Source organism: Priestia sp. 53B2, from assembly GCF_056099005.1.
This window is the reverse complement of sequence record NZ_JBLZXA010000020.1, coordinates 590,766-617,061: the sequence shown is the minus strand read 5'-3', so window position 1 is coordinate 617,061 and position 26,296 is coordinate 590,766. Positions and strand designations below refer to the sequence as shown.

Below are 26,296 nucleotides of genomic sequence, written 5' to 3'. Positions count from 1 at the left end.
AAAAAAACGGCTGTTCACACAGCCGTAGATGTTTGTTTCGAGCGGTAATACGTTAAAGCCAAGGCTCCTGCTAATACAGCTCCTTTAATAATGTCTTGCATATAATACGGAACATTTAGCATCGTTAACCCATTTAACAGCACACCAATTAAAATAGAGCCAATTAGCGTCCCGAATACATTCGGTTTCCCTGCTCCAAATACGGAAAAGCCAATGTATGTAGCAGCTACGGCATCCATTAAAAATGGTGAGCCGGCGTTCACTTCTCCTACTCCAATACGGGCAGCCAGAACGACTCCTCCAATTCCAGCAAGCAAACCTGAAAACATATAGGCATACATACGGTAACGGTTAACCGGTACACCCGAAAGTCTTGCAGCTTCTATGTTCCCTCCTGTTACGTAGAAAAAACGCCCAAACTTCGTATAGGAAAAAACGATATGAACAAGCAGCACAGTCAGCAGCATAATGATAACAGGGACAGGAATACCTAGAAAGTGACCTTGCCCTAGTGCAAGGAAAGATGGAATAAAAATTCCCGGAGCTCTGTCTCCGCTTGGTAAAGGCATATTGGTATAAATAGCGGAGCCTTTTGTATACGTTAATAAAATCCCTTGTACGATGAACATCATTGAAAGAGTAGCTAAAATATCAGGAATCTTTACTTTCACTACTAAAAAAGCATTTACTAACCCGATAAGAAGCGATGCAATAATCGGAACAATGATAGCGACTGCAATTTCTTGTCTGTGTAAAACAAGCATAGAGGCTGATAAAATAGTGGCTAACCCAGCCGTAGACCCTACAGATAAATCGAGTCCGTTGACGGTTAACGATATCGTTACACCAAGCGCGATTAAGGTAACAATGGAAATAGAGCGCAGGATATCACTAATGTTTTCTCCTGTTAAAAAGTTAGGTGTGGCAATGGAGAAAATAATCATAATAACAAAAATCATTAAGACTGTCCCATATTTATAAAAAAAGTCGAAAACGCTTATTTTTCTCTTTGGTTTCGCTACAGGTTCTGTTACATACTCCGCACTCATGCTTTTACTCCTCCTGCTGTATAATAAAATAATTTTTCACTAGTTGCTTCTTCTTTAGATAATTCTTTTACGATTTTTCCGCTGTACATAACATAAATTCGATCCGCTACCCCTAGCAGCTCCTCGAATTCACAGGTTGCATAAACAACGCCTTTTTGCTGTGACACAAGATTTGTAATTAAGTCGAATATTTCTCGTTTGGAGCCCACATCGACCCCTTTAGTTGGCTCATCGAACAATAGTACGTCAGAATCCGTAACAAGCCATTTTCCGATTGCTACTTTCTGCTGATTTCCACCGCTTAACGTTCCAACTGACTGCTCGATAGAATGAGACTTTACGCCAACTTGCCCAGTCGTTTTCTGCGCTTTTTCTTTGATCTTTCCTCGCTTTAGAAACGAATAATTTGTAAAGCGGGACAGACTTGGCAAAACTAAGTTATCGGCAATCGATTCATGAACAAAAATTCCTTCTTTTCTTCGTTCTTCAGGAACAAGAGAAAGACCTTGTGCAATATAATAATACGGCTGCTTATTCAACTTTAATTTCTTGTCTTTTAACCGAACGCTGCCGCTCACATATTGCTCTAAACCAAATAGACTTCGGCAAAGCTCCGTTTTCCCCGCTCCTACCAGCCCTGCAATACCGACTACTTCTCCTTCTTTTACATGAAAAGAGATATTAGAAAGGTGCCCTGGAAGAGATAATGCTTCTACATGTAAAAGTTCGTTTCCAATTTCTACTGACTTTTTGACCCACTGTTTTACAGAAGAAGTTCCTAACATGAGCGTAATCACGTCTTCAATTGATGTATGTGAAGTTTCTTTTGTAGCTACATAGCGTCCGTCCTTTAAAACCGTTAAGCGGTCGCAAATATCAACCACTTCTTGAAGGCGATGTGAAATGTAAATAATGCCTACCCCGCTTTTCTTCAGCTCTCTCATCACAGAAAACAATTGTTTCGTCTCTTCCACACTAAGAGGTGCGGTTGGTTCATCCAAAATTAAATAATCAACATTCTGTACAATTGCACGTGCAATAAGCACCTGCTGTTTTTCTGATAGAGTTAGGTCAACGACATTTTTTTTAACGGATAGAGAAGAACCAAGTAAAGAAAGAGCTTCTTCTGCTTTCTTATAAATAGATTTCCAGTTTACAAATGTCTTACTTTTATTAGAAGCCTGCACGTCTAACACAATGTTTTCAGCTACTGACAGCGAAGGAATTAGCGCTACATCTACTTCTTGATGTACAATGCCGATGCCGTAGCGCTTAGCTTCTTTAGGAGAAGAAATGGAGATTTCTCCTCCATTTTTGTAGATTTTCCCTTCGTACTCGTCGTAAGCTCCGCACAATATTTTCATCAGCGTACTTTTACCGGCACCATTGGCTCCCAATAAAGCATGGATTTCCCCTTTTTGAACAGTAAAATCAACTTTGTTCAGCGCTTGAAAAGAACCAAAGTTTTTTGTTATGTTCTTCATTGAAAGCTTGTTCGTCATATCTGTCCCTCCACTTCTATTCTTTTTTACCCCATTCTTCTACGTACTGACTAAGCTGATCCATATTAATCGTTTGATTAGGCAAGTCTGTTTGTTTGACTAAAACCGGATCGAAGGAATAATAACGAGGGATCTCTTGACCGGAAATCTTTTTAAGAAGCAGATCAACTTGCTTTTCTCCTACTGAAGCTGGATTTACGGCAGCTGACGCTTTCCACGGGCTGTTTTTTGCCTGCATCATTTGCAGATCTTCATCAGATAAGTCTACTCCGTATACTTTAATCTCGTCTCGTCCTGCTTCTTTAATCGCTCTTGTTACTCCTTTTGCAAATTCGTCCCAAGGTGCCCAAACAGCCGCAATGTCTCCTTTAGTTGGATACTGCTTCAACACAGCTGCCATTTTATTTTGTGTGTCTAATGAGGTGTTGTCCGTTGCGCTTCCAAACGTAGCAATTTGTTTTACATCTGGATAGCGATTCATCATAATTTTATAAATGCTGTCGCGCTTTTCCATCGGCGCAAAGCCTCCAACAAACGCATATACAATGTTTCCTTTTCCATTAATGTCCTGCATCATTTGTTTCAGCCCCTGGAGCGCAAGCATATAATCGTCTTGATCGATGGTTGTAACGCCTTCTACTTTTAATTCTACGTCTGTTGCAATAACGGGAATTCCTTTTGCAATCGCGCGCTTCACGCCAGGTTCAAGGGTTTCAGCCCGGCCGTGGTCAATCATAATACCGTCAACATTTTGGTTAATAGCCGTGTCTAAATAAGCAGCCATTTTAGATTGATCATTGTTTGAATCAGAAATGGATAGCTGTACTCCTGCTTTTTTAGCCGCTTTTGTCACACCTGTTATGTACTGAGCAGCGTGAGTGCCTGACGTAAATTCAGAAATAAGCGCAATTTTTGTATCTTTCGTAACCTTTTTTCCTTCTTGCTGTACAGGCTTAGCAGAAGCCGCTTGCTGCGCTGGAGCTGCCTGTGCTTTCTCATTTAGACTTGGCTGTTCTTTCGTGCAGGCAGCTAATGCAAAGACTAGAAGCACAAGCAAAGTAAGTGGCCACAGCATTTTTTTACTCTTTTTCATGGTGTTCCTCCCATTAAACTTATTATTCACATAAAAATAGTTAGTTTTATAATAATCCAAAGAATACCCCGCTTTTAGATGTAAAAGCGGGGTGATGATGACCTATGCTTTACAAGTAATTGTTATGCGTAAATAGGTACCCATCCTTCAGTTGTCACGAAAATTCGGACAGCGACTACTTTACGATCTTCCATTAGTGTAAAGTAATGAAGAATGTTTTCTGGTACTGAAATTAAATCACCCGGCTCTAATTCAACATCAAAAAATTCGCCGTCTTTTCCTTGAATAACAAAGATTCCATGACCGCTTACAATAAAGCGAACTTCGTCATCTGTGTGAATATGCTTGCGCTGAAAGTTTTTTAACAATTCATCAATGTTTGGTGTAGATTCCGATAACGAGATAACATCTTGAGCTTTATAGCCGCGGCGTTCCGAAATATCTTTAATATCTTCACCAAAAGCGTTTAAAATTTCTGTTTTTTCTTCATCAGTTAAATCATATTTTTCACGAAGAGTTTCTGGAAGTTTTGTAATATCCCAGTTTTCATAAATAACTTCATTGTTTGCCAGAAAAGCTGATACTTCCTCTTGAGTTTCAATTCTTTTATTGTTTACATGTAAGCGAATGTGCGCCATTGTTGTTTCCTCCTTTTATAAATGCACCTTTGGCTTAATGCCTTTAAGTGACAGTAATTTGACATGGTAGCTAAATAGAAATTCATAGGCTTCTAGCGCTTTTTTTGTTTCAAATGCATTTTTCCCCCATACCGTAATCCCGTGGTTACGAATCAAAATTGCGCCTTGATCGCCTTTTATATGGTGAGAAAACTCTTCTGCTAGTGTCGGAATATCTGCGTAATTCGGAATAATCGGAACAGTAATTTCCGCATCTTCTTCCCAAATACCTAGCGCCTTAATAATTTCTTGACCTTTGAATGAAATAACGCCTTCATCTCCGTACAGTTCAGAGATCACGTTGTTGTCGATTGTATGTACATGAAGACTGCACCCAGCATTCGTTAAATCGTAAATCTTAACGTGTAAAAGCGTTTCAGCAGAAGGCTTTAAATGCGTGTCTTCTGCAGGCTTTCCGTATCGATCAACTAATAAAAAATCTTCATTTGTACGTTTTCTTTTGTCTTTTCCACTTGCTGATACAAAGAAAGTTGTCGGGTTTTGGTCCACTTTAATTGCTAAGTTTCCGCTTGTACCAAAGAACCAATCGCGCTCTGCCAACTCATCTTTTATATCCGCAAGCTCATGCAATCGTTGCTGAGCCATGATACTCATGCTTTCACCTCTTCTGTTAATTCTTGTAAATGATGAATCACATCATAAAAAGTAGAAAAAGGACGATACGGTAGAGATAGCTCTTCGCATTTTTTAATTAAAAAGTCACGTGCAATGACCGTATCAGCTAATTTGGCAGCCTGCAAATCCGTAATTGAATCGCCAATAACAACCGTATGATCTCTTTCATCTGCAAGATGGCGAATAATCGTTGGCTTACAGCAGCCGCAGTCATTTGTACACTGTTTATCACATGTATGAGGCCACGTAATGGAAATATGCTCACCGGAAAAATCAGATCCGTTGCAGTAGAGCATTTCCTCTGCAACTCGATTTCCCAAAAGTGGTTTTACAAAAAAGTCAATTCCTCCGCTTACAATATAAAGCGGAATATGGTGCTCTTTTGTATAGGCAATAAAATCATCAAATCCATCTCGAATAGCAGACGTCTCTAAAATATAAGAAATAATATCTTCCTTTAATTCCACGGGGAGCAAGGCAAACATTTGCCCTACTCCTTCTTGAATGGAAACGCGCTGTGCCAACACGTCGTCTTTAATACTTTCCCACTCCGGAGGAGCAAATTGTTTCATAATAGCAATAATGTTATCGCTATTTGTAATTGTTCCATCAAAGTCACAAAAGATTTTTAACGATGTCATGCTTTCACCTCTACTGTTCCCCATAGTTGCAAAGCTTTTTGCAACTCTTTTGATTCTTCAGCTTTTTCGGCTAATGTTTGATGAGAGAGTACTGCATCTATCGCCGCACGGAATGCTTTTCCTCCTCCGATAGCTCCGTCTGGATGACCGTGAACTCCGCCTCCTGCATTAATAATGCTGTCGATTCCAAAGTCCTTCACAAGCTGCGGTACCATTCCAGGATGAATTCCTGCTGAAGGAACCGGGAAAGATTGCTTATACTTGTATACAGGACGCGTTAATTCGTAGGCAATGCCTGTCGTATCTTCAAGAGAAAGCGCTACGCTTCCGTATGGTGATGGAAACAGTGAGAAATCTGCTCCGGCTAAACGCAATAGCTTTCCAAGCAGTAATGAATTTGAAAAACCGTAAAACTCTGATGGCGTAAGCGCTCCGCTAACAGCTGGGTGTGCCATAATCGGCAAGTTAATTTCATCATCTTCTCGAAGTCCCTGCAGTACGTCTAACCCGTAAGCAAATACGTTGAATAAAAGAGCATCGGCTCCTAGCTCAGCTGCTTTTCTCGCTTTTTCTTTTAATTCAAACGTTCGTCCCGTTAAATTAACAGCATACAGCGTGCGGTGTCCCGTTTTTTCGTATACTTCATTCAGTACTTTTTTTCCTTCTGTAACGCGAGCTTCAAAAGGTGTTCGTTCACTATCAAACAAAATCTCGTCGTCTTTAACCAAATCCACTCCGCCAAGCGCTTGCTCACGCAGCTGAGTTGTTAAGTACGTCATATCTCTTCCAATCACGCCTTTAAAAATACTCATCACAAGCGGACGGTCATAAACGCCTAGTTTCTCTCGGATACCTTCTATTCCAAAGCGCGGTCCTGGGAATTCAGCTAATAATTCATCAGGAAAATCCAAGTCTAATAATTTCACTTTTCCATCAAGCGATAGTTTTCCAAAAACCGTAACTAAAATAGCCGGTAAATCTCTTGAAAAGTTGGCAGTTGGATAAGCAATTTTGACAATAGCCTGCTTAATTTCTCCGCCTAAATAGCCGTTTACACGTTCGCAATCTTGAAGCTCAGTTACGGACACGACGCGCCCTTTATGCTTTTGAAGCTGCTGTTGATCTAAAAGCGGCAGATCTGTCCATGAGCCGACGGTTAGTCCTAAAGCGATTCCTTCCGCTTTTTTATGAAAATTTCCTTTATTATCATGTAGTAAGTAGCTTGCAACGATTTCGCTCATTATGCTAAAAACTCCCTTGCTGTTTAATATCGTTAATAAAAAAACCTCTTCTGTAATTAAGAAGAGGCTTTCGTTGCTCTTCTTATCTCTCAGCTGCTGCTGCAAGAATTAGCACCGTGCTTAACATGCGTTAAGTCGGTTGCCGGGCTTCATCGGGCTAGTCCCTCCACCTACTCTTAATAAGAAAGTTGCTATTTATTTAAATTGAATTCGTAGATTATATACTAAATAAAAAATACCGCTAGGATTTATCGGTTATTAATCTCGTTAACTTCTTACATATTAAGCCAACTCAAAAAGGATTGTCAATGCGTTTTTAAAATAAATTTAATTTTTTTATTCGAGATACAGCTTCTCTCATGCGCTCTTCATCCGTCAGCAGTCCTACGCGCACATAGCCTTCACCATATGTTCCAAAGCCTACTCCAGGCGCCACTACAACGTGGGCTTTTTCAAGAAGTAAATCTGAAAACTGTTCAGAAGTATATCCTTCAGGAACTTTTAGCCATGCAAAAAAGGAACCCGCTGGAGATGTAACATCCCAACCAATTTCTCGAAGCCCTTGAATAAAGGTATTGCGTCTAGATTCATAGCGCTTAACTAAATCATTCACACATTGTTGAGGTTCCAACAGAGCTGCGGCTGCTGCCTCTTGAACCGCCCCAAAGAGACTGACATACATATGATCTTGAAGAAGATTAATAGCTTCTACTACACTTTCATTTCCTACAGCAAATCCAACTCGCCATCCCGCCATGTTATACGTTTTAGAAAGAGTATAAATTTCAATTCCCGTCTCTTTTGCACCAGGAGTCTGTAAAAAGCTGATTGGCTTTTTACCATCAAATCCAATTGCTCCGTATGCAAAGTCGTGTACCACACAAATATCGTGCTTGGCAGCAAATGCCACGGTGTCTTCAAAAAATTCTGCCGTTGCCACTGCACCAGTAGGATTATTCGGATAGTTTAAAAACATGAGCTTTGCCTGTTCTTTAGCACTTTCACTTATCTCTTCGTATACGGGTAGAAAATGATTTTCAGCCGTGAGCGGCATCACTTCCATCTTGGCTTTTGCAAGCTCTACTCCAGACCAGTAATCAGGATATCCAGGATCCGGAACCAGCACCGTATCTCCAGGGTTTAATAAGCACTGCGGAATTTCAACAAGTCCACCCTTTCCGCCAAACAAAATAGCTACTTCTTTTTCAGGATCCACATCAACACCATATTCTCGCTTATAAAAAGTCGCAACGGCCTCTTTTAAAAACTTGTGCCCCCGAAATGGAGAATATTTATGATGCATAGGATTAGCACTTGCTTTTTGCAGTGTTTCTACAATATGTGAAGGAGTAGGCTGATCAGGATTTCCCTGCCCTAAGTTAATAACGTCGTGCCCTTGGGCCATTACTTTTCCTACCTTGCCTACAAGTGATGCAAAAAATTGTTTTGGTAAACTTTTTAATAGTTCCGATTGCTCAAATTGTTTCATCATCGCACACCTTCTCAAAAAATTCTTGAAATTCTAGTCACAAATAATATATTGTAATACTCAACTTGTAAAGTCATTTTTTTCAACTACTAAAAAAAGGACGGATGATAAAGTGAGTGTAAAAATTACGTGTTTGCAGCTTGATATTGCGTTTGGAAACCCAACTAAAAACCGAAAATATATCGAACAAAAAATGACGGAAGCCCTGAAAGAAAACCCTGATATCCTTGTACTTCCTGAGCTATGGGATACAGCTTATGATTTGACCCGGCTAGACGAAATTGCAGATGATGAAGGGCAGCAAGCCAAGCAATTAATCTCTCAGTTTGCTAAAACGAACGAAGTAAATATTGTGGCAGGTTCGATCGCGAAAAAAACAGAGCAAGGCGTCACAAATACGATGTATATTTTTGACCGAAAAGGTCGTGAAGTATCACAATACAGTAAACTGCACTTATTTAAATTAATGGATGAACACCTGTATTTAGAAGCAGGAACAGCAAAAAATCTTTTTACACTTGAACAGTCACTGTGCGCAGGAGTTATTTGTTACGATATTCGTTTCCCAGAATGGATTCGGGTTCATACTAGCAGCGGAGCAGAAGTCTTGTTTGTTGTCGCTCAGTGGCCGGCTCCAAGACTTGCTCACTGGAAAGCCCTGCTCATTAGCCGTGCAATCGAAAATCAATGCTATGTAATCGCGTGTAATCGTGTAGGCCAAGATCCTAATAACACATTTGCCGGACATTCCTTAGTCATCGATCCGTGGGGAGAAATAATCGCTGAAGCTGGCGATAGCGAAGAACTTTTAAGTGCTGACGTTAACCTGGAACTTGTAAAAGAAATTCGCAAACAAATTCCTGTCTTTACAGATCGCCGTACAGAATTTTATTAATTATGTATTGACAGCCGTTTTTTTGCATGATACGATTTTCACCAGATATCATAAAATATTCAAACAAATCAAAATTGAATAAGTAATCGTACTCTTATCAAGAGTTGGCTGAGGGATTTGGCCCTGTGAAGCCCAGCAACCGACCGTCATTCCATCCTAAGATGGATCACACCCGTAAAACATGTTTTACAAAGGCACGGTGCTAATTCCAACAGAAAGTAATTCTTTCTGGCAGATAAGAGGTTTGAACACTACAATCAAGCCTCTTTCCAACGAAAGAGGCTTTTATATTTTCTAAAATTATAAAAGCCTCCATATATTCTTAAACCTATTAACTTAGTAAACAAATCAGTTTAATAAACTATGGAGGGATTCCGATGTCAATAACAAAAACAGAGAAGTATCAGCCTTTAACAGAAATTTCAGCAATCAAACTTGTGAAAAAGCTAGGTCTTTTTGATGCCACAGAAGCATTGACTGCCCGTGAAATTGGTGACGGAAACTTAAACCTCGTCTTTCACATCATAAATGATCAAACGAATAAATCCATTATCGTCAAACAAGCACTTCCCTATGCAAAAGTTGTAGGCGAAAGCTGGCCTCTATCCTTGAACCGTGCCACAATTGAAAGCAATGCACTTAAGCAATTCGGTGCATTTACGCCAGAACTTGTGCCCGCTGTTTATTACCACGATGAAACGCTTGCTGTTACGGTCATGGAAGATCTGTCTCATTTAACGATTTCTCGCGCCGGACTTATTCAAGGTGAAAGTTATCCTCTGCTCTCACAGCATATCGGTTCTTTTTTAGGACATATTGCGTTCAAAACGTCTGATTTCGCCTTAAAGCCTCAGGATAAAAAAGAAGAAGTTGTTAAGTACAGCAACCCGGACTTATGCAATATTACGGAAGATTTAGTTTTTACAGATCCTTTTTTTGATATTGATACAAATGAATTTGAAAAAGCGCTGCGTCCTGATGTAGAAGAATTGTGGAATGATGGTGAGGTAAAGCTACAAGCAGCAAAATTAAAATATAAATTTTTAACAAATGCGCAAACGTTAATCCACGGTGATTTACATACAGGCAGCATCTTTGCTAGCAGTCAAGAAACGAAAGTGATTGATCCTGAGTTTGCTTTTTACGGTCCGTTTGGATTCGATTTAGGGCAATTTGTTGCGAATTTATTTTTAAATGCTCTTTCTCGAGAAACAAATCGCGAACCGTTATTTGCACACATTACGAACACATGGAACGTATTCAAAGATACCTTTACTGCGCTTTGGCATTCTGAAAACACTGAACCTTTCGCTAAAGATGAGCGCTTATTACATGAAATTTTAACGCTAACGTGGCAAGATGCTGTTGGATATGCAGGATGTGAAATCATTCGACGTACGATTGGCTTAGCTCACGTGGCGGACTTAGACGAAATTTCTTCAGAGGAAAGAAAAATTAACGCTAAACGTACTGCGTTAAAAATTGGACGCTATTTGCTTCTGCACCAACAAGACGTTTCACCAAATGAATTTGAACATTTACTTCGATAACGAATAATGCACACAATGAAAGGATCGGTATCAGCATGACAAATACACTATCACTTCCGCGCTCAGTGGAATGGAATGAATCATATATTACTTTATTAGATCAGCAGCAGCTTCCTGGCAAAGTTGAATATATTAAGCTGCAAACCATTAAAGACGTATGGGACGCTATCACTACCTTGAAAGTACGCGGAGCCCCTGCAATTGGCATTACGGCGGCTTTTGGTCTTGCTCTTTCTGCACTTAGCTATGACACAGATTCAGTCAAAGAATTTAACAAAAAGCTAGCTCTTGATCAACAGTATTTAGCTAGTTCACGCCCTACTGCCGTCAATTTATTTTGGGCATTGGAGCGCGTAGCGAAAAGCGCTGAGTCCGCTTCGTCCGTTAATGAAGCTAAAACAAAAGTTGTTCATGAAGCTATTCAAATTCAAGTAGAAGATGAAGAAACGTGCTACCGAATTGGAGATCATGCTCTTTCTTTATTTAAAAAGAAAGATAAAATTATGACAATATGTAATGCTGGTTCAATTGCTACAGCTTATTATGGAACAGCCTTAGCACCTTTTCACTTGTCTAAGCAGCGCGATATTCCGCTTGAAGTATTTGCCTGTGAAACAAGACCCGTTCTTCAAGGTTCTCGCTTAACAGCATGGGAACTTCAGCAGTCGGGAGTGGACGTTACGCTGATTACGGATAATATGGCCGCTCATACAATTAAAACAAAAGGAATTAATGGGATTATTGTAGGTGCTGACCGCATTGCAGCAAATGGCGATACGGCTAACAAAATTGGAACATATGGACTTGCTCTTTTAGCGAAAGCGTTCGGTATTCCATTTTACGTAGCAGCGCCGCAGTCCACATTTGATTTATCTATTCAAGATGGAAGCAGCATCCCTATTGAAGAACGTTCACCTAAAGAAGTAACGCACATTGGAGATACACAAATTGCTCCAGACGGAATCTCTGTGTACAATCCAGCTTTTGATGTGACGCCAAGCGAACTGATTACGGCCATTATTACAGAGCATGGAATTATCCATTCCCCGTCTTTTGAATCCATTCAAAAAGTTTTGCTGCAATCTGCTCAATAAAAAAAGCCGCTGCTATGCGGCTTTTTTTGTTGAGCACTGGTTTTCAACTGCATTTGTAACACAATTGTAACAGTACTCTCTTCTTTTTCTACATATATTATAGGGGATTCTTTTTGAATAAGGGGGAGTAAATATGAGTTCAGAGCAAAAAACGGATAAAAACAAAGCGCTGAATCGTAAGCAGCAATATCAGCTATTCGATTTATCCAAAGATGAAGAACTAAATTCCCTCCCTTCTCCTCAGCAAATTGACGGTGTTTTTGTGCAAGGAGAAGGCTGGAAATTAGACGGTGAATAGTTATTTTAACTACAGAGCGCCTTTTGCTACATTTCTTTCAAGCATTAATAGTTTCTCTTTTACATGAGTTTGGGAGCCTGCATAACCTGTTAAAGCTCCATTTTTTCCAATCACACGGTGACAAGGTAAAATAATAGGCAGTGGATTTCGACGATTCGCTTGTCCCACAGCCCTTACGGCTTTAGAGCGATTAACAGACTCCGCTACATCACTATAAGACCACGTTTGTCCATAAGGTATACCTTTAAGGGTTAACCACACTTCTTTTTGGAAGTCTGTTCCTTTTATATCCAAAGGCAAATCAAATGTTAGCGTGCGCCCTTCAGCATAATCCTGCAGCTGTCGCTTCGCTTCTTTCACATGGTGATAATTCTCGTCATGGACAAGTTCTTTAAGCTGCTCATTATGATCATCGCTATCAAACCAAATATGTTGAACCCCTTTTTCCGAGGCTACAATATAAATTTTCAAATCAGAAAATAAGTTCATTTCTCCATAGTACATACTTGCATATCCTTTCTTTTTAGGCTGGAAGAATAATACGAAAAGCTGTGCCTTCTCCTATTTTGCTTTCCACTTCAATGCGTCCTTTATGTTCTTCGATAATTTTATATGAAACCATCAAGCCGAGTCCCGTTCCTTTTTCTTTTGTCGTATAAAATGGTTCTCCTAAGCGCTTGATTCGCTCTTCGGGCATTCCGTCTCCTTGATCTCGGATGGAAACCGTCACGTAGCGCGGCTCTGTCGAGTAGACTTCAACAAAAATTCTTCCTCCGTTTGACGTGACTTCAATGGCATTTTTAATTACATTTATTAGTACTTGCTTAATCTGGTTCGGCTCGCAGTACACCATTGGCAGCTGAGGAGACACACTTAGTTCAAACTGAATATTTTCTAAAAGCGCTTGAGCATTTAATAAATCAATCGTTTCTTTAACAACCGCAGCTAGATTTTTCTTTTCAAACTTTACGGCCTGTGGCTTAGCGAGTACTAGAAACTCTGTAATAATGGTTTCAATTCTTTTTAATTCGGATTTAATAATATCAAAATAAAGAGAGTGATCTTCTTGAATGCTACTTTCTAACAGCTGAACAAACCCTTTTAAAGCTGTCATCGGGTTGCGGATTTCATGCGCAATCCCAGCTGCTAACTGTCCGACTACTTGAAGCGTATCCGATTTCCGAATCTGCTCTTGCATTTGATTTCGTTCCGTTACGTCTCTTAAAAGCGTCATATATAGACCTGGCAAGATATCTTTTTTCGTAGAAAATTCGATATTTTTAACTTTTTCGTTCCCCGTAACATACGTAATCTCTCCTTCAGCTTCCCCTTTTTGCTCAATCGTTTCTTTATGCTCAATGACCGCATCTAAATTCGCTGAAGAAATAAAATCCTCCATGGAGTGCGCACAAATTTCCTCTTTGCTGAGTTCTAGAATATCACAAAGAGAAGAATTTACATCAATAATATTTCGCTTGCCGTCCCATAAAACTAACCCATCGATCGAACCATTAAAAATCTGTCTGAATTTCTCTTCGTTATTCCGAAGCTCCTGTTCGATTTTTGTACGTTCACTGATGTTTCGAAAAATCGTTAAATGGTCTCCTTCTATAATGCCTTTTTTCCCTGTGAATTCCAACTGTTTGATTTCTCCATTTGGCATGTAAAAAGGAAGCTGATTGCGAATTTCTCCTTTTGTTTGAAACGTTTGGAGCACCTTTAACGCACTAAAGCTTTTTGTATCGATAAACGTATACAAATTGCTTCCAATTAGTTTGTTTAACGGCAGCTCAAATGTACGCGAAGAAGCAAGATTAGCGTTCAAGATTTCACCATCGTCTCTCCAAATCAAGATCGCTTCAATCGCATTTTCAAAAATAGCCCTGAAATTTTTTTCGCTTCTCAACAGCTGCTGCTCCATCAGCCGTTTTTCCGTCACGTCTCTCATAATGGACATATAGTATTGACTGTATATATTAGCCGTTGTGGTAAATTCAAAGAAAGTCACGTCTCCATTTTCGAGCCTGATAGGTAGCTCTCCGCTTGTCTTTCCTTCTTGATGCAGAGTTCTCCATAATTTTTTCACCTTATAATGATAAGTAGGTTCTACAAGCTCTTCTAATGTTTTGGTTAGAAGCTGTGCTCTTGTATAATTTAATCGTTCGCAAAATGAAGGGTTCGCGTCGATAAGCTGACCAGTTCGATCAAAAATGACAATTCCATCTACCGCTTCATTAAATACATCCATAAACATATGATGACTAATAAACCGTTCATTTTCCATCATCTTGTGCTGCGTAATATCTCGAAATGTACACACAATAATGCCCGACATGTGACTATGTTTGTGTGAAGTAAATTCAACATGTTTCATCATGCCGCTTCGAAGCGTCATCGCGCCTTCATATTTGAAATAGCTTTCTTCTAAGAGTGCTGGATAATAATCTTCAATCATGTCATACGGAAAATACATCAGAAAATCTTTCATTTGATACGTTAATAGCTCATCCTTTGTTTTTTCAAACAGCCCGCAGGCTGATTCATTTGCATTTATAACTTGAAAATACTCATCAAATACGACAATGGCATCTAATACGTCATTAAAAATAGCTCGTAGCTGCTGTAATTCACCTTGCTGCTTTTGGCCAGCTTCAGATGTTAATTCTCTGTGTGGTGACATGCTCATTGCTCCTTTCTTTTGCACTTCCCATTTCCCCACCTTTTATCTATAGACTTAGTATTCTACAAGATTTGCTTTTTACCTTTTTAAAATTAGGCACGTTTATTCAAAATGCGACATTTCTTCACATTATCCCGCTATTTAGAAAGAAAGCATGAATAAAAGAGGTTGAGAGATAACGAAATCAATCAGATCCCTTGTTACACCGCTAGAAGCAACTATATACATGAAATCTACTTTCACCATACCAATGAAAAAATCCGAACGATTCATCGTTCGGATTTTCCTTCAACTAAACTACTTTTTCCCCAGCCTCATCGATCATTCACTACAATATAAGTTGCTTGAATAGGTCCATGCACACCAACTACTAAATTCATTTCAATATCAGCTGAATTGCTCGGTCCCGTAATAAAGTTAATGCAAGAAGCAATCGTTTCTCCTCGCTCTACTTTTTCATGAATCATTTCAGCGGCTTGTGTCATGCGAGGGACAATTGAGCTTTGGGGTATGATTGCAATATAAGTGGCGGGCAGCAAGCTTACCGCTCGTCCTTTTACAGCACTGCTAAACAAAACAACTGTTCCAGATTCCGCTAGCGTCAAATCACTGAACGTGATGCCGACGTTTGCTTGTTCAGCTAGTTTAACATTCTCATCGCCTTTTACTGAATTCCATACGTGAAGGTTACGGTTTGTTTCCCATTTCTCCATCAGCGGATTCAATCCATATTCGGAAAACCTAGGATCATTCCACGTGCAGACAAGACCATTTCCATAGTTCGCTACGGCTTCCTCAAGAGCAGCTGGTAAGTGTTGTGATGAGGTTTCTACATAGCGAGTATGAATACGTTCGCAATGGTTTTCAAGCTCTTTCTTTAATTGATCCGGCGAATAGTTGCGGTAGACCTCATGCTGAGGAGCATGCTTCCATTGTGGCTTTACTACGCCGCTTGTTCGCCTGCTTCGCTTAAGATTAGCAGCAATATTGTCCAAAAAACTGTCTCTATTTTGAATGCTTCCGTTCATCATCATCACTCCTTTTATCAAACCAATCTCGTAAGCGCTCTTTTGTAGGCGCTGGAAACTCTCTGCTTTCCGTCCACGCTTTTAATGGACCAGGCCCTTTGGAAATACTGCTTCCTGACATAAAAGGAGTAAGAGCTGCCGGTGCTACTTTAGCGCCCACGGTATATAGAGAAGAAGAAGCTGCTCCCAAGCCAAATGCTTTCATCGCCAGCTTTTCCGAAATAGGTGCTTTTCCTTCTTTTTCAACAATTCGCTGACGATGCTTGTGCAATAGCTCATGCAGCGGAATTTTGACTGGACAGGCATCTGTACAGGCTGCGCATAGCGTTGAGGCATATGGAAGCTCTTTGTAGTCTTCATAGCCTCCAAGCAAAGGAGATAATACAGCTCCAATCGGACCTGAATAAATAGATCCATATGAATGTCCTCCAATATGGCGATACACGGGACATACATTCACACATGCCGCACAGCGAATACACTGTAAAACAGATTGAAACTCAGTTCCTAAAATCGCAGATCGTCCGTTATCTACAATCACTAGGTGAAATTCTTCCGGTCCGTCTACTTCCCCTGGAAGTCTAGGTCCCGTAAGTGCTGTTACGTAGCTTGTAAGGCGCTGACCTACTGCACTTCTAGTTAACAGGCTTACCAACACTTCAAACTCTTCAAATGTGGGCACAATCCGTTCCATTCCCATAACCGTAATTTGCGTTTTAGGAAGGGCGGTTGTTAGCCTTGCATTTCCTTCATTGGTAACAAGTGAAATAGATCCAGATTCTGCAATCGCAAAATTACATCCTGTGATGCCAATATCTGCTGATAAAAATTCTTTTCTCAGCATTTCCCGGGCATGAAGCGCTAGCTCCTCAGGCTTTTCTGTTTTTTTATAAGAAAGCTTTTGCTGAAATACATCTCTAATTTGTTCTTTATTTTTATGAAGCGCAGGAGCTACGATATGAGAAGGCGGATCGTGATCATCTACTTGCAGGATATATTCTCCTAAGTCCGTTTCAATAACTTCACAGCCCAGTTCTTCTAAAGCAGCGTTCATATGAATTTCTTCTGTAACCATTGACTTGGACTTAACCACTTTCTTTGCCTGTTTTTGCTTCGCTACATTTTTTATGTACTCATTCGCTTCTTCAGCTGTTTGAGCGAAAAAAACGTGGCCTCCGCGTTTTGCTACATTATCTGTCAGCTGTTCTAAATAGTAATCTAGATTTTCAAGCGTATGCTGACGAATTTCTTCGCCAAGCGCTCTCCATTCTTCCCAATTCCCTAACTCTTCTGCTGCATCTAATCTACGGCTTCTTAAGCGCTCTTGAGCACCTGAAACCGCAAAGCGCATAAACGCATTATTGACTCCATCATCCACGCGTTTTTTAAACTGATCGTTTCCTATTTTCATAGACATTCGGCATTCTCCTTTCTTTACATTCTGCTATTTAATACTTCAGCGATATGCATCACTTTTACAGGCTGTCCTTTTCGTTCAATTCTTCCTCCAATATTCATAAGACAGCCGCAGTCAGCTCCAATTAAGTACTCTGCGTTTGTCTTAGCTATACAGCCTACTTTTTCATCGACCATTTGTTCAGAGATTTGCCCCATCTTAACCGAAAACGTCCCGCCAAATCCGCAGCAGTTATGACTGTTTTCAAGGTTCTCCATTTCAAGACCCTTTACGTTGTTTAATAGTGTAAAAGGTTCTTTTTTTACATTTAGCAAACGCGTCATGTGACAGGAAGAGTGATAAGTGGCTTTGCCATTTAAGCTGGCTCCTACATCTTCAACTTTTAAAACGTTTACAATAAAGTCCGTTAGCTCATACGTTTTATCAGCCAGCTTCACGGCAGGTTCATACCATGCAGCATCACCTTCAAAAAGATGAGGATACTCTTTGAACATTGTCACACACGAGCCCGATGGAGATACAACGTACTCTGCATGCTCAAACGCTTTTATCATGTTTTTCATCGCTTCTTTTGATTCTTTTACGTAACCGCTGTTATACGCAGGCTGCCCGCAGCATACCTGACTCTTTGGAAAATCCACTTCGCAGCCTAATCGTTCTAACAATTCTACCGTCGCTTTTCCTACATTTGTTTGAAACATATCAATCAAACATGTCGCAAATAAAGATACTTTCATCATTTGCTCCCTCCAAGCTGATCATTTTACTTCTTTTAGTTAACAGGTCATCAGATGACTTAATGCTATTATACTCCTATGTTTTTCTAATTTCACTAGTTTTTCAAAAATACCTTTCTTTGTTTGCTATCTTTTTTTCATAAAAAATAGGAAATTGAGACATAACTAAATCATTTCAATCTAAAGATGAACAAATTGGATAAATGACTTAATGTGGATTACTTGTTACACTGGGGTTGATTTCCATGCAAGACTTCGCTTTCCTCGTGCCGTCGATGAGCCTCCTCGTCGCTTCCGCTCCTGCGGGGTCTCATCTATTCCGCTTTTCCCGCAGGAGTCTTCGTCTTGCTCTCCAATCAACCGCTAGAAGAAACGAAACACGTGAAACCTACGTTTGCCATAACATTAAAAAAATCCGAACGATGAAGATTCTCTATCAAGAATCTTCATCGTTCGGATCTTCCTTCAACTAAACTGCTTTTGTCTTAGCTTCTTACTTATTTATTTCCAAAAATCATCAAATACTGTGATTGGCAATTGGCGTTTATGCTGTGTTTTTAAGAAGTGACCTTCAATGACGTTACTTGCATGTTCACCTACATCTTTGCCTTCTAAATAATCGTCGATTTGCTCATACGTTACGCCGAGCGCTTCTTCATCCGGAAGCTGTGGACGATCTTCCTCCAAATCAGCCGTTGGTTTTTTCATATATAGATGCTCGGGACAGCCTAATTCTTTTAGCATTTGTTTTCCTTGTCGCTTGTTCAGACGGAAGATAGGCACTAAGTCAGCTCCTCCGTCACCGAATTTTGTATAAAATCCTGTAACAGCTTCAGCAGAGTGATCCGTTCCGAGTACGACTCCACTGTACATGCCCGCTACCGTATATTGCGCAATCATTCGTTCACGTGCTTTTACATTTCCTTTGTTGAAGTCGGAAACTTTATCATCTGCCGCTTCTTCAACAGCAGAAAGCATAGCATCTACTGCTGGTTTTACGTTAATAGAAATAGATTTTGTTGGTTGAATAAAAGCAAGTGCATCTTGACAGTCTGCTTCATCTGCTTGCACACCGTATGGAAGACGAACAGCAATAAACTGATAGCGCTCTTCTCCAGCTTCTTCATTCAACTCATTAACCGCTAGCTGCGCTAGCTTTCCAGTTAACGTAGAATCTTGGCCACCGGAAATACCTAGTACAAACGAACGTAAAAAAGGATATTTGTTCATGTAGGATTTCAGAAAATCAACGCTGCGGCGAATTTCTTCCACGGGATTAATTTCTTTTTGTACATTCATTTCTCCAATAATTTGCTTTTGTAGCTCTTTCATAAAAAAAACTCTCCTCTCATTACTAGCTGATGGAATCTACACAAGCACTGTATCAGATAGTAACTTGCTTCTAGTCTCTTCAATATTTTGCATTTTGTTATCCCAGCAGTTTGTACTCAAGTCTACTGGGTACTCTGTAGGACGGAATACATCTTCGTTCGATTTTGTAATGACTTTGTAGTCATCCCATAGATGCTTTAAGTTTTGTAAGCAGTAGGCTCTCATTTCTTCAATTGTAGGCTGCTCATACACAAGCTTTCCCTGTGCAAAGATTGGCTGGTGAATTTTACGTGCGTTAAAGTTCGTGACAAACTTGCTGACGTGCGTATGAATAGGATGAAACATTTTTAAATGCTGCTCTTCGTTCGGCACTTCGTCTTGCATCGTAATATAATCGCCTTCCCATTTGTGGTTCACTTGATTTACAATTCGATATACTTCTTTTAAGCCGGGAGTTGAAATTTTCTCCGGGTTTTCTGACAGCTTAATTGTATCCACCATGTTTCCATGATCATCTTCAATAGAAACCAGCTTGTACACAGCTCCTAGCGCAGGCTGATCAAAAGACGTCATGAGCTTTGTTCCAACTCCCCATCCATCAATTTTGGCACCTTGCGCTTTCAAATCTAGAATGCTGTACTCATCAAGGTCATTCGAAGCGAAAATTTTCACATCATGATAGCCAGCTTCATCCAGCATTCTTCTTGCTTCTTGAGAAAGATATGGAAGTCTTCCGCTATCTAACCGAATACCGATAAAATTAATGCGTTCTCCCATTTCTTTTGCTACTTTAATAGCATTTGGAATACCTGATTTTAACGTATTATATGTGTCTACTAAAAAGATACAGTTACGGTGTGATTCCGCATACTTTTTAAACGCACTATATTCGTCACGATAGACTTGAACGAGCGCGTGAGCGTGAGTGCCGGACACAGGAATTCCAAACACTTTTCCCGCTCTGACGTTACTGGTCGCGTCAAAGCCTCCGATATAAGCAGCCCTTGCTCCGTAAAAAGCAGCGTCCAGCTCATGTGCTCTTCTTGAACCAAATTCCATAAGCTGATTTGTACCCGTATGCTCGTATAAATTATCTTCTCCCGCCGCCAAGCGAATACGCGAGGCTTTTGTCGCAATCAGCGGATGGAAATTTAAAATATTTAAAAGCGGCGTTTCGATAAGCTGCGCTTCTGCTAAAGGAGCGTCAATTTGCAGCATCGGTTCGTTAGCAAAAATCATTTCGCCTTCTACGACCGAACGAATATTACCGCTGAAGCGAACTTGTTTTAAATAGTCGATAAACTCCGCTTCATAATGCAATTCTTCATATAAATAATCTAAATCTGTTTCGCTAAATCTAAAATTAGCAATAAAATCAATTACTCTTTCCAGCCCGGCAAACACCGCATAACCGCTTTCAAACGGCATCCGACGAAAGTAAGCTTCAAATACAGAACGACGGTTATGAATGTGGTCTTTAAAATACGTATGCGCCATATTCAGTTCGTATAGATCTGTATGCAAAGCCAAACTATCATCTCTATATTGCTTTTTCATACTTTATAACCCTCCATTTGACAATCCTAGTTTCTATTATGTAAATCTTTTCACAATAGAGCAAGCATAAATTATCGGAAGGTACTTGAATTTTAGTTTTTATGTTGTTTAGGGCGCACTTTTCTACCTGAAATGGCGTTATTTTTCTTCCGGTATGTATTTCATTAATACGTGTTCAACATTGTCAAGATGACTCATCATAAAATGCTGAGCATCTTCTGCATGCTGAGAGAGAATAGCCTCATAAATTTGCTGATGCTCTTTATAAATCCGTTCAGCCGTTTTTTCTTCTGCGTAAAGCCAGATGCGTCTTGTCTCTTTCATTGTTTCAATCATCATTTCTGATACGTTATTCATCAGCTTCACTAAAAGAGGGTTTTGCGAGGCTTTGGCAATGGTTAAATGAAAAGCAAAATCTGATTTCTCTCCCAGTTCTTCATTGCCAAACGCTCCTTTCATTTGTTCTAGGCTATCGGACAGCTGTTTAAGATCCGCATCTGTTCTCTTTTGAGCTGCCGCCCGAACAGCTCCAATTTCTAATACTTTTCTCACTTCAAGCAAATGCTCAATATCGTTTTTATTCATTAATACAGCGCTAGTTACAGGCAAAGACAGCATATCTGAGTTAAATTCGCGTACAAATGTGCCTTCTCCTTGCTTCATCTCCAGCAGCCCCATCGCTCGCAAAGCACTAAGAGCTTCACGAATAGCTGAGCGCCCTACCTGAAAGTTTTCCGCCAGCTGCTGCACTGAATCCAAACGGTCTCCAGGTTTCAAGCTGCCTTCTTTTATATTCTCAAGAAGCGTTTCGGCTACTTCTTCGTATATTTTTTTTGGCTTAATTCGCTTATATTCCACGTTTTCCACCTCATTTTTTTCGTTCACCAAGGTTCACATTAACCGAGACTCTTTCTTCTTTTACGTTTCTGTTACATTTTACCGAAATCTTTTCCCCTCCACAACAAAAGCGCAAAGGTATTTATACTTTATTTCTCAAATGTGCTAAAATAGTAAATTGATTTCATATTACGAGTTAAAAGGAGCTTTTTGAATGAACATTGTTGTCAGTACATTGAATGCCAAGTATATTCATACTTCTTTAGCCCTTCGATGTTTAAAAGCCTATGCCGAACCTGACTATAAAGTGGATATGGCCGAATATACGATTAAAGATCCTGCTATGAACATTGTCACTGATTTATATAAACGCAACCCAGATATTATTGGTTTCAGCTGTTACATTTGGAATATTGAAGAAACGATTAAAGTCGCACAAATGCTTAAAAAGATCAATCCCGAGCTCATCATTATATTCGGTGGACCAGAAGTAACCTATGATGTAACTCACTGGCTAGAGCGTATTCCTGAAGCTGACTTTATCGCTATTGGTGAAGGAGAAGAAACATTTAAGCAGCTGTTAGACGAACTTCACGGAGAGCGTCAGTTTGAAAACGTAAGCGGCGTGGCATTCCGAAAAGAAGGAAAGCCAGTTGTTAACCCACAGCGCAATAAAATTGACCTGCGCGAAATGCCTTCTCCTTTCCGTTTTGAAGAAGACCGCCAAGAACTTTCAAAACGCGTTGTATATATTGAAACAAGCCGCGGCTGTCCGTTTAGCTGTCAGTTCTGTCTCTCTTCTATTGAAGTAGGCGTTCGCTATTTCGATAGAGAAAAGGTAAAAGAAGATATTCGCTATTTGATGGATAACGGAGCGCGCACGATTAAGTTCGTAGACCGCACGTTCAACATCAGCCGCAGCTACGCCATGGAAATGTTCCAATTTTTAATTGATGAACATCGTGAAGGTACCGTATTTCAATTTGAAATTACTGCCGATATTATGCGCCCAGAAGTTATTCAATTCTTAAATGATAATGCGCCCAAAGGATTATTCCGCTTTGAAATTGGCGTTCAATCTACAAATGATGCTGTCAATGAACTAGTCAAACGCAAACAAAACTTTAAAAAATTAACGCGTACCGTAACAATGGTAAAAGAAGGCGGAAAGATCGACCAGCATTTAGATTTAATCGCGGGACTGCCAGACGAAGATTATAACTCATTTAAAAATACGTTTAATGATGTATTTGCACTTCGCCCTGAAGAGCTTCAGCTAGGCTTTTTAAAAATGCTTCGCGGCACCGGCTTACGCTTAAGTGCGCCTCGCTATAATTATCAATATATGGATCAATCGCCTTATGAAATTTTAAGCAATAACGTCTTGCCATTTTCAGATGTCGTACGTATCAAACATGTAGAAGATATTTTAGAAAAGTTTTGGAATGACCATCGAATGGACGAAACAATAGAGTTTTTAGTAGAGCACTGCTATGATACACCTTTTGATTTCTTCCAAAACTTCGGAACGTATTGGGATGAAATGGGCTGGGTTCGAATCGGCCACCAGCTTGAAGATTTATTCAGACGCCTTAGACAGTATATTGAAACAGAGAATTTTTCAAATGAAGAAATGATTGAAGGGTTTATGAAAATTGATTATTTACAAAACCAAAAGCATAAGCCTCGTAAACCTTGGTGGGACGATAAAGTAGAAAAACAAGTCCGCTCTCATTACTATCAGCAAATGCTTGCTAATCCTTCTATTATGGGACAGGCTTTTGAAGCTGAACAGCTTGCTGAAAAAGAATTATACAAGCACACTGTTTTAGAGATTCTGCCATTTGACTATATGTATTATAAACAAACAGGAAAAATAAATGAACAACCATCTGTTCTTCTTGCTTATTATGATCAAAAAGCAAATGATACAAAACTTTATTCAGCACCTGTAGAGGCATTTGGCCTTCCAGTTGTAAGCTAAAACCTCGGATATCCGAGGTTTTTTTCTTTAACATTCTTTTTTCTTTTCATACTCTTTATCAGACTTTGTCTTTCCTAGGGATTCATATATTTTAGCTGCGTTGGGATCGCCCATTTCCGCTCCGAACTCTTCTTGCAGTAATTGCTTTTGCTTTGCTTCGGTGCTTGCGATGTGCTTATTTTGCTGTTTATGTTTGCTCATCGTTGCTTACCTTGCTTTCCTTTTTTTGAATTACGATTCGCGCCTTTAGCCGGCTCCTCGCCGCCAGCATATTCAGCAGCAAATTCTGCATCTGAAAGGCTCTCTTTTGGTGTATTATTGTTAGTCAGTGCTGATTTGTACCCTACTTTACGCTTTGCCATCATATATCCCTCCTATGCTTGGAAGTCCATTGAACTTCCTTTTCTTAGAATGCACTTTCTGATGCGCAATATAAGCAGAAAAAGCTGTAAAAAAGCGATTGTAACATAACGAAATCACTTTACTCTAAATACGAACAAATGAGATAAATGAGTTGAACCGCTTGTTACACCGCTGTTGATAAGCCTCCTCGTCGCTTACGCCGGGGTCTCATCTGTTCCGTTTCCCCCGCAGGAGTCTTCGCCTCAGCCTCCAATCAGCAACTGGAAGCAGCTACATGAAACCTGCGTTCACCATCATAATAAAAAAATCCGAACGAGTTTGATTCTTAATCAAGAAACAAACTCGTTCGGATCTTCCTTCAACTAAAATATTTTTGTCCCAGCCTCTTTTATCCAATAATAATACGTTCTTTCGGATAGTGATAATCCGGTCCAGAAGTTGGACGGCGAAGCATTAAAATAAATGAAAACATGCCGATTCGGCCAATGAACATTAAAATCATAATAACGCATTTACCGATATCAGAAAGCCCTCCTGTAATTCCCATTGATAAACCTGTTGTCCCAAAAGCTGAACACACTTCAAAAATAAGCTCAATGAGAGAAAAATGTTCTGTAATACTTAAAATAAGAAGAGAAATCGAGCAAATGATTACGGCTAACATCGATACCGCTACTGATTTAATAATGTCATCTTCATGAATTTCGCGGCGAAAGATTTTAATCGTCTTATTTCCTCTTACGTAATAAAACAGGAAAAGAATATTTAATGCAAACGTCGTCGTACGAATTCCTCCCCCTACTGAGCTCGGTGAAGCTCCGATAAACATCATCGCGCTCATCATAATTAACGTAGGAAGCGAAAACTCATTAATATTCATGGTCGCCACTCCTCCGCTCCTTGTGGCAGCGGATTGGAAAAACGCATAAAAAAACGATTCATCCCAAGACTTATCTGCTAAAAACCCTGAATGCTCTAGCACAAGAATCAAGATTGTTCCCCCTGCTAACAGCAGAAAAAACATAATGGTCGTTAGCTTCGTAAATAGCGAAAATTGAAATTTACGCTTATCTTTAAATGTTAAAAAATAGTGCTTAATTTCAATTAATACAGGGAATCCAATCGCTCCAAGCGTAATTAAAATAACGGTTACCACTTGTACAAAATAATCATGGGCATACGGAATAAATGAAGATCCTGTAATATCGAAGCCAGCATTTGTTGTAGCGCTGACAGAAGCAAAGAAACCATGCAGAAACGCATCTGTCCAGCTCGAATAATAACGGAGAAAATGTAATCCTAAAATAATGGCGCCAACTAATTCAATTGCAAAAATAATAAATAAAATATTTCTCATCAAGTCAACTAATCCTGATAAGCGGGATTGGTTATGGTCTGTCATAATGAGCTGACGTTCCTTTAAACCTATTTTTTTACCCAAAATCATCCAAATAAATGTGCTGAGTGTCATTACACCAATACCACCGATTTGAAAGATAAAAGCGAGCAAAAAATAGCCCGTCGTACTAAATGTATCCGGAGTAGAGACAGGTGTCAGCCCTGTTACACTTACCGCACTAACGGCAATAAATAAGCGATCAATAAATGCTAACTTTACTCCTGGCCTTAAAGCTTCTGGAATACTAAGTAATAGAAACCCAAGCGTAACAGCCACTATGTAAAATGTAACAATAATTTGAGCTGAAGACATCTGCCTCACTCGTCGTTTCCATGGTTGCGGCATAATCTGACATTCCTTTTTCATTATAATACTAATAGTTTTCTTCTTTCTTCCCAAAGCATACTCATTGGTACATGAATAGCTATATCCATGTAAAAAATCCCATGTTTAAGAAGGTGACTACATTAGTATAAAAGAAGTCACCTCACTTGTCATTAGATATCATAAATCCCATCAGTCCAGATAAAGAATCATCACTCGCTATTGTCTGTTTATACAAAAAACGAGGTTGAGACATAATTAAATGAATCCAATCTAAAGACGAACAAATGGGATACATGAGCTGAACCGCTTGTGACACCGCTGTTGATTTCCGTGCAAGCCTTTGCTTTCCGCGGGAGTCTTCGCCTTGCCCTCCAATCAACAGCTAGAAGCAACTACATATTTGAAACCTACGTTCACCATCACAAAAAAACGAACCACTAATATCAGTGGTTCGTTTTTCACTTCGGCTA

General features: G+C 39.7%; 26 protein-coding genes and 2 riboswitches. Of the genes, 5 read left to right on the top strand and 21 right to left on the bottom strand.

What is annotated here, in order from left to right:
* Window positions 1-14: 14 nt before the first annotated feature.
* The 8 genes from ACN6NE_RS17250 to ACN6NE_RS17215 form a co-directional block, all read right to left on the bottom strand.
* Window positions 15-1,049, bottom strand: coding sequence for an ABC transporter permease (locus tag ACN6NE_RS17250; RefSeq protein WP_042992251.1), 1,035 nt, complete (start codon window positions 1,047-1,049; stop codon window positions 15-17).
* On the bottom strand, window positions 1,046-2,551 hold the full coding sequence (locus ACN6NE_RS17245; RefSeq protein ID WP_129707056.1) for a sugar ABC transporter ATP-binding protein: 1,506 nt from the start codon (window positions 2,549-2,551) through the stop codon (window positions 1,046-1,048). The genes ACN6NE_RS17250 and ACN6NE_RS17245 overlap by 4 nt, the downstream gene beginning before the upstream one ends.
* 16 nt (window positions 2,552-2,567) lie before the next feature.
* The gene (locus ACN6NE_RS17240; RefSeq protein WP_129707054.1) at window positions 2,568-3,644 is read right to left on the bottom strand and encodes a sugar ABC transporter substrate-binding protein; all 1,077 of its coding nucleotides are present in this window, start codon (window positions 3,642-3,644) and stop codon (window positions 2,568-2,570) included.
* 122 nt (window positions 3,645-3,766) lie between these two features.
* Entirely contained in the window at window positions 3,767-4,282 is a 516-nt protein-coding gene (locus ACN6NE_RS17235; RefSeq protein ID WP_474326151.1) for a 1,2-dihydroxy-3-keto-5-methylthiopentene dioxygenase, read from the bottom strand.
* 15 nt (window positions 4,283-4,297) lie between these two features.
* Window positions 4,298-4,936: a methylthioribulose 1-phosphate dehydratase gene (locus ACN6NE_RS17230; RefSeq protein WP_129707050.1), complete on the bottom strand. Its 639-nt coding sequence runs from the start codon at window positions 4,934-4,936 to the stop codon at window positions 4,298-4,300.
* Window positions 4,933-5,598 carry a 2-hydroxy-3-keto-5-methylthiopentenyl-1-phosphate phosphatase gene (locus ACN6NE_RS17225; protein WP_048020344.1) on the bottom strand — a complete coding sequence of 222 codons (666 nt, stop codon included), beginning with the start codon at window positions 5,596-5,598 and terminating at the stop codon, window positions 4,933-4,935. The genes ACN6NE_RS17230 and ACN6NE_RS17225 overlap by 4 nt, the downstream gene beginning before the upstream one ends.
* Window positions 5,595-6,839 carry a 2,3-diketo-5-methylthiopentyl-1-phosphate enolase gene (gene mtnW, locus ACN6NE_RS17220; protein WP_129707048.1) on the bottom strand — a complete coding sequence of 415 codons (1,245 nt, stop codon included), beginning with the start codon at window positions 6,837-6,839 and terminating at the stop codon, window positions 5,595-5,597. Before mtnW ends, ACN6NE_RS17225 begins: the two co-directional genes overlap by 4 nt.
* A 79-nt stretch (window positions 6,840-6,918) precedes the next feature.
* Window positions 6,919-7,025, bottom strand: a riboswitch (SAM riboswitch).
* 130 nt (window positions 7,026-7,155) lie between these two features.
* Window positions 7,156-8,328 (bottom strand): pyridoxal phosphate-dependent aminotransferase, encoded by a 1,173-nt coding sequence (locus ACN6NE_RS17215; protein ID WP_129707709.1) that lies wholly within the window; start codon window positions 8,326-8,328, stop codon window positions 7,156-7,158.
* Between the two features lie 112 nt (window positions 8,329-8,440).
* Here ACN6NE_RS17215 and ACN6NE_RS17210 point away from each other — a divergent pair, with 112 nt between their 5' ends.
* From ACN6NE_RS17210 to ACN6NE_RS17195, 4 genes are all read left to right on the top strand, one after another.
* Window positions 8,441-9,223 carry a carbon-nitrogen family hydrolase gene (locus ACN6NE_RS17210; protein ID WP_013055956.1) on the top strand — a complete coding sequence of 261 codons (783 nt, stop codon included), beginning with the start codon at window positions 8,441-8,443 and terminating at the stop codon, window positions 9,221-9,223.
* Between the two features lie 91 nt (window positions 9,224-9,314).
* Window positions 9,315-9,465: riboswitch (SAM riboswitch) on the top strand.
* A gap of 135 nt (window positions 9,466-9,600) precedes the next feature.
* Complete coding sequence (gene mtnK, locus ACN6NE_RS17205) at window positions 9,601-10,773, top strand: S-methyl-5-thioribose kinase (protein ID WP_474326146.1); 1,173 nt, start codon at window positions 9,601-9,603, stop codon at window positions 10,771-10,773.
* A gap of 35 nt (window positions 10,774-10,808) precedes the next feature.
* Window positions 10,809-11,867: an S-methyl-5-thioribose-1-phosphate isomerase gene (gene mtnA, locus ACN6NE_RS17200; RefSeq protein ID WP_013055954.1), complete on the top strand. Its 1,059-nt coding sequence runs from the start codon at window positions 10,809-10,811 to the stop codon at window positions 11,865-11,867.
* Window positions 11,868-12,000: 133 nt separating this feature from the next.
* Entirely contained in the window at window positions 12,001-12,165 is a 165-nt protein-coding gene (locus ACN6NE_RS17195; RefSeq protein ID WP_013055953.1) for a hypothetical protein, read from the top strand.
* 9 nt (window positions 12,166-12,174) lie between these two features.
* On the opposite strand, the gene ACN6NE_RS17190 is transcribed toward ACN6NE_RS17195, so the two are convergent.
* The 9 genes from ACN6NE_RS17190 to ACN6NE_RS17150 form a co-directional block, all read right to left on the bottom strand.
* On the bottom strand, window positions 12,175-12,669 hold the full coding sequence (locus tag ACN6NE_RS17190; RefSeq protein ID WP_474326141.1) for a methylated-DNA--[protein]-cysteine S-methyltransferase: 495 nt from the start codon (window positions 12,667-12,669) through the stop codon (window positions 12,175-12,177).
* A 19-nt stretch (window positions 12,670-12,688) separates the two neighbouring features.
* Window positions 12,689-14,845: a PAS domain S-box protein gene (locus ACN6NE_RS17185; protein ID WP_474326139.1), complete on the bottom strand. Its 2,157-nt coding sequence runs from the start codon at window positions 14,843-14,845 to the stop codon at window positions 12,689-12,691.
* A 314-nt stretch (window positions 14,846-15,159) separates the two neighbouring features.
* Window positions 15,160-15,873 carry a LutC/YkgG family protein gene (locus tag ACN6NE_RS17180; protein WP_129707041.1) on the bottom strand — a complete coding sequence of 238 codons (714 nt, stop codon included), beginning with the start codon at window positions 15,871-15,873 and terminating at the stop codon, window positions 15,160-15,162.
* On the bottom strand, window positions 15,851-17,290 hold the full coding sequence (locus ACN6NE_RS17175; RefSeq protein WP_303530690.1) for a LutB/LldF family L-lactate oxidation iron-sulfur protein: 1,440 nt from the start codon (window positions 17,288-17,290) through the stop codon (window positions 15,851-15,853). The genes ACN6NE_RS17180 and ACN6NE_RS17175 overlap by 23 nt, the downstream gene beginning before the upstream one ends.
* A 17-nt stretch (window positions 17,291-17,307) precedes the next feature.
* Window positions 17,308-18,027 carry a (Fe-S)-binding protein gene (locus tag ACN6NE_RS17170; protein WP_129707707.1) on the bottom strand — a complete coding sequence of 240 codons (720 nt, stop codon included), beginning with the start codon at window positions 18,025-18,027 and terminating at the stop codon, window positions 17,308-17,310.
* A gap of 225 nt (window positions 18,028-18,252) precedes the next feature.
* A complete protein-coding gene (locus tag ACN6NE_RS17165; protein ID WP_276319793.1) occupies window positions 18,253-18,387 on the bottom strand; it encodes a hypothetical protein in 135 nt (44 codons plus the stop codon).
* A 141-nt stretch (window positions 18,388-18,528) separates the two neighbouring features.
* Window positions 18,529-19,359 (bottom strand): ammonia-dependent NAD(+) synthetase, encoded by an 831-nt coding sequence (gene nadE, locus ACN6NE_RS17160; RefSeq protein ID WP_474326135.1) that lies wholly within the window; start codon window positions 19,357-19,359, stop codon window positions 18,529-18,531.
* Between the two features lie 36 nt (window positions 19,360-19,395).
* Window positions 19,396-20,916, bottom strand: coding sequence for a nicotinate phosphoribosyltransferase (locus ACN6NE_RS17155; RefSeq protein WP_129707034.1), 1,521 nt, complete (start codon window positions 20,914-20,916; stop codon window positions 19,396-19,398).
* Window positions 20,917-21,054: 138 nt separating this feature from the next.
* Entirely contained in the window at window positions 21,055-21,774 is a 720-nt protein-coding gene (locus ACN6NE_RS17150) for a FadR/GntR family transcriptional regulator (RefSeq protein ID WP_129707032.1), read from the bottom strand.
* Between the two features lie 193 nt (window positions 21,775-21,967).
* Between ACN6NE_RS17150 and ACN6NE_RS17145 the strand changes: the two genes are divergently transcribed.
* Window positions 21,968-23,737, top strand: coding sequence for a B12-binding domain-containing radical SAM protein (locus tag ACN6NE_RS17145; protein WP_013082206.1), 1,770 nt, complete (start codon window positions 21,968-21,970; stop codon window positions 23,735-23,737).
* A gap of 27 nt (window positions 23,738-23,764) precedes the next feature.
* On the opposite strand, the gene ACN6NE_RS17140 is transcribed toward ACN6NE_RS17145, so the two are convergent.
* The 4 genes from ACN6NE_RS17140 to ACN6NE_RS17125 all read right to left on the bottom strand — a co-directional run bounded on the left by ACN6NE_RS17140 (window position 23,765) and on the right by ACN6NE_RS17125 (window position 26,205).
* On the bottom strand, window positions 23,765-23,938 hold the full coding sequence (locus ACN6NE_RS17140) for a hypothetical protein (RefSeq protein WP_165351697.1): 174 nt from the start codon (window positions 23,936-23,938) through the stop codon (window positions 23,765-23,767).
* Window positions 23,935-24,102, bottom strand: coding sequence for a hypothetical protein (locus ACN6NE_RS17135; protein WP_474326131.1), 168 nt, complete (start codon window positions 24,100-24,102; stop codon window positions 23,935-23,937). Before ACN6NE_RS17135 ends, ACN6NE_RS17140 begins: the two co-directional genes overlap by 4 nt.
* A gap of 386 nt (window positions 24,103-24,488) precedes the next feature.
* The gene (locus tag ACN6NE_RS17130) at window positions 24,489-25,865 is read right to left on the bottom strand and encodes a TrkH family potassium uptake protein (RefSeq protein WP_129707031.1); all 1,377 of its coding nucleotides are present in this window, start codon (window positions 25,863-25,865) and stop codon (window positions 24,489-24,491) included.
* A gap of 121 nt (window positions 25,866-25,986) precedes the next feature.
* Window positions 25,987-26,205 carry a hypothetical protein gene (locus tag ACN6NE_RS17125; protein ID WP_165351695.1) on the bottom strand — a complete coding sequence of 73 codons (219 nt, stop codon included), beginning with the start codon at window positions 26,203-26,205 and terminating at the stop codon, window positions 25,987-25,989.
* Between the last annotated feature and the right edge of the window lie 91 nt (window positions 26,206-26,296).

What these genes read in the sequence shown, in the direction of transcription:
- ACN6NE_RS17250 (WP_042992251.1), bottom strand. Translation starts at nt 1,049, where the DNA reads ATGAGTGCGGAGTATGTAACAGAACCTGTAGCGAAACCAAAGAGAAAA.
- ACN6NE_RS17245 (WP_129707056.1), bottom strand. Translation starts at nt 2,551, where the DNA reads ATGACGAACAAGCTTTCAATGAAGAACATAACAAAAAACTTTGGTTCT.
- ACN6NE_RS17240 (WP_129707054.1), bottom strand. Translation starts at nt 3,644, where the DNA reads ATGAAAAAGAGTAAAAAAATGCTGTGGCCACTTACTTTGCTTGTGCTT.
- ACN6NE_RS17235 (WP_474326151.1), bottom strand. Translation starts at nt 4,282, where the DNA reads ATGGCGCACATTCGCTTACATGTAAACAATAAAAGAATTGAAACTCAA.
- ACN6NE_RS17230 (WP_129707050.1), bottom strand. Translation starts at nt 4,936, where the DNA reads ATGAGTATCATGGCTCAGCAACGATTGCATGAGCTTGCGGATATAAAA.
- ACN6NE_RS17225 (WP_048020344.1), bottom strand. Translation starts at nt 5,598, where the DNA reads ATGACATCGTTAAAAATCTTTTGTGACTTTGATGGAACAATTACAAAT.
- mtnW (WP_129707048.1), bottom strand. Translation starts at nt 6,839, where the DNA reads ATGAGCGAAATCGTTGCAAGCTACTTACTACATGATAATAAAGGAAAT.
- ACN6NE_RS17215 (WP_129707709.1), bottom strand. Translation starts at nt 8,328, where the DNA reads ATGAAACAATTTGAGCAATCGGAACTATTAAAAAGTTTACCAAAACAA.
- mtnK (WP_474326146.1), top strand. Translation starts at nt 9,601, where the DNA reads ATGTCAATAACAAAAACAGAGAAGTATCAGCCTTTAACAGAAATTTCA.
- mtnA (WP_013055954.1), top strand. Translation starts at nt 10,809, where the DNA reads ATGACAAATACACTATCACTTCCGCGCTCAGTGGAATGGAATGAATCA.
- ACN6NE_RS17195 (WP_013055953.1), top strand. Translation starts at nt 12,001, where the DNA reads ATGAGTTCAGAGCAAAAAACGGATAAAAACAAAGCGCTGAATCGTAAG.
- ACN6NE_RS17190 (WP_474326141.1), bottom strand. Translation starts at nt 12,669, where the DNA reads ATGTACTATGGAGAAATGAACTTATTTTCTGATTTGAAAATTTATATT.
- ACN6NE_RS17185 (WP_474326139.1), bottom strand. Translation starts at nt 14,845, where the DNA reads ATGTCACCACACAGAGAATTAACATCTGAAGCTGGCCAAAAGCAGCAA.
- ACN6NE_RS17180 (WP_129707041.1), bottom strand. Translation starts at nt 15,873, where the DNA reads ATGAACGGAAGCATTCAAAATAGAGACAGTTTTTTGGACAATATTGCT.
- ACN6NE_RS17175 (WP_303530690.1), bottom strand. Translation starts at nt 17,290, where the DNA reads ATGTCTATGAAAATAGGAAACGATCAGTTTAAAAAACGCGTGGATGAT.
- ACN6NE_RS17170 (WP_129707707.1), bottom strand. Translation starts at nt 18,027, where the DNA reads ATGAAAGTATCTTTATTTGCGACATGTTTGATTGATATGTTTCAAACA.
- nadE (WP_474326135.1), bottom strand. Translation starts at nt 19,359, where the DNA reads ATGAAAGAGCTACAAAAGCAAATTATTGGAGAAATGAATGTACAAAAA.
- ACN6NE_RS17155 (WP_129707034.1), bottom strand. Translation starts at nt 20,916, where the DNA reads ATGAAAAAGCAATATAGAGATGATAGTTTGGCTTTGCATACAGATCTA.
- ACN6NE_RS17145 (WP_013082206.1), top strand. Translation starts at nt 21,968, where the DNA reads ATGAACATTGTTGTCAGTACATTGAATGCCAAGTATATTCATACTTCT.
- ACN6NE_RS17140 (WP_165351697.1), bottom strand. Translation starts at nt 23,938, where the DNA reads ATGAGCAAACATAAACAGCAAAATAAGCACATCGCAAGCACCGAAGCA.
- ACN6NE_RS17135 (WP_474326131.1), bottom strand. Translation starts at nt 24,102, where the DNA reads ATGATGGCAAAGCGTAAAGTAGGGTACAAATCAGCACTGACTAACAAT.
- ACN6NE_RS17130 (WP_129707031.1), bottom strand. Translation starts at nt 25,865, where the DNA reads ATGAAAAAGGAATGTCAGATTATGCCGCAACCATGGAAACGACGAGTG.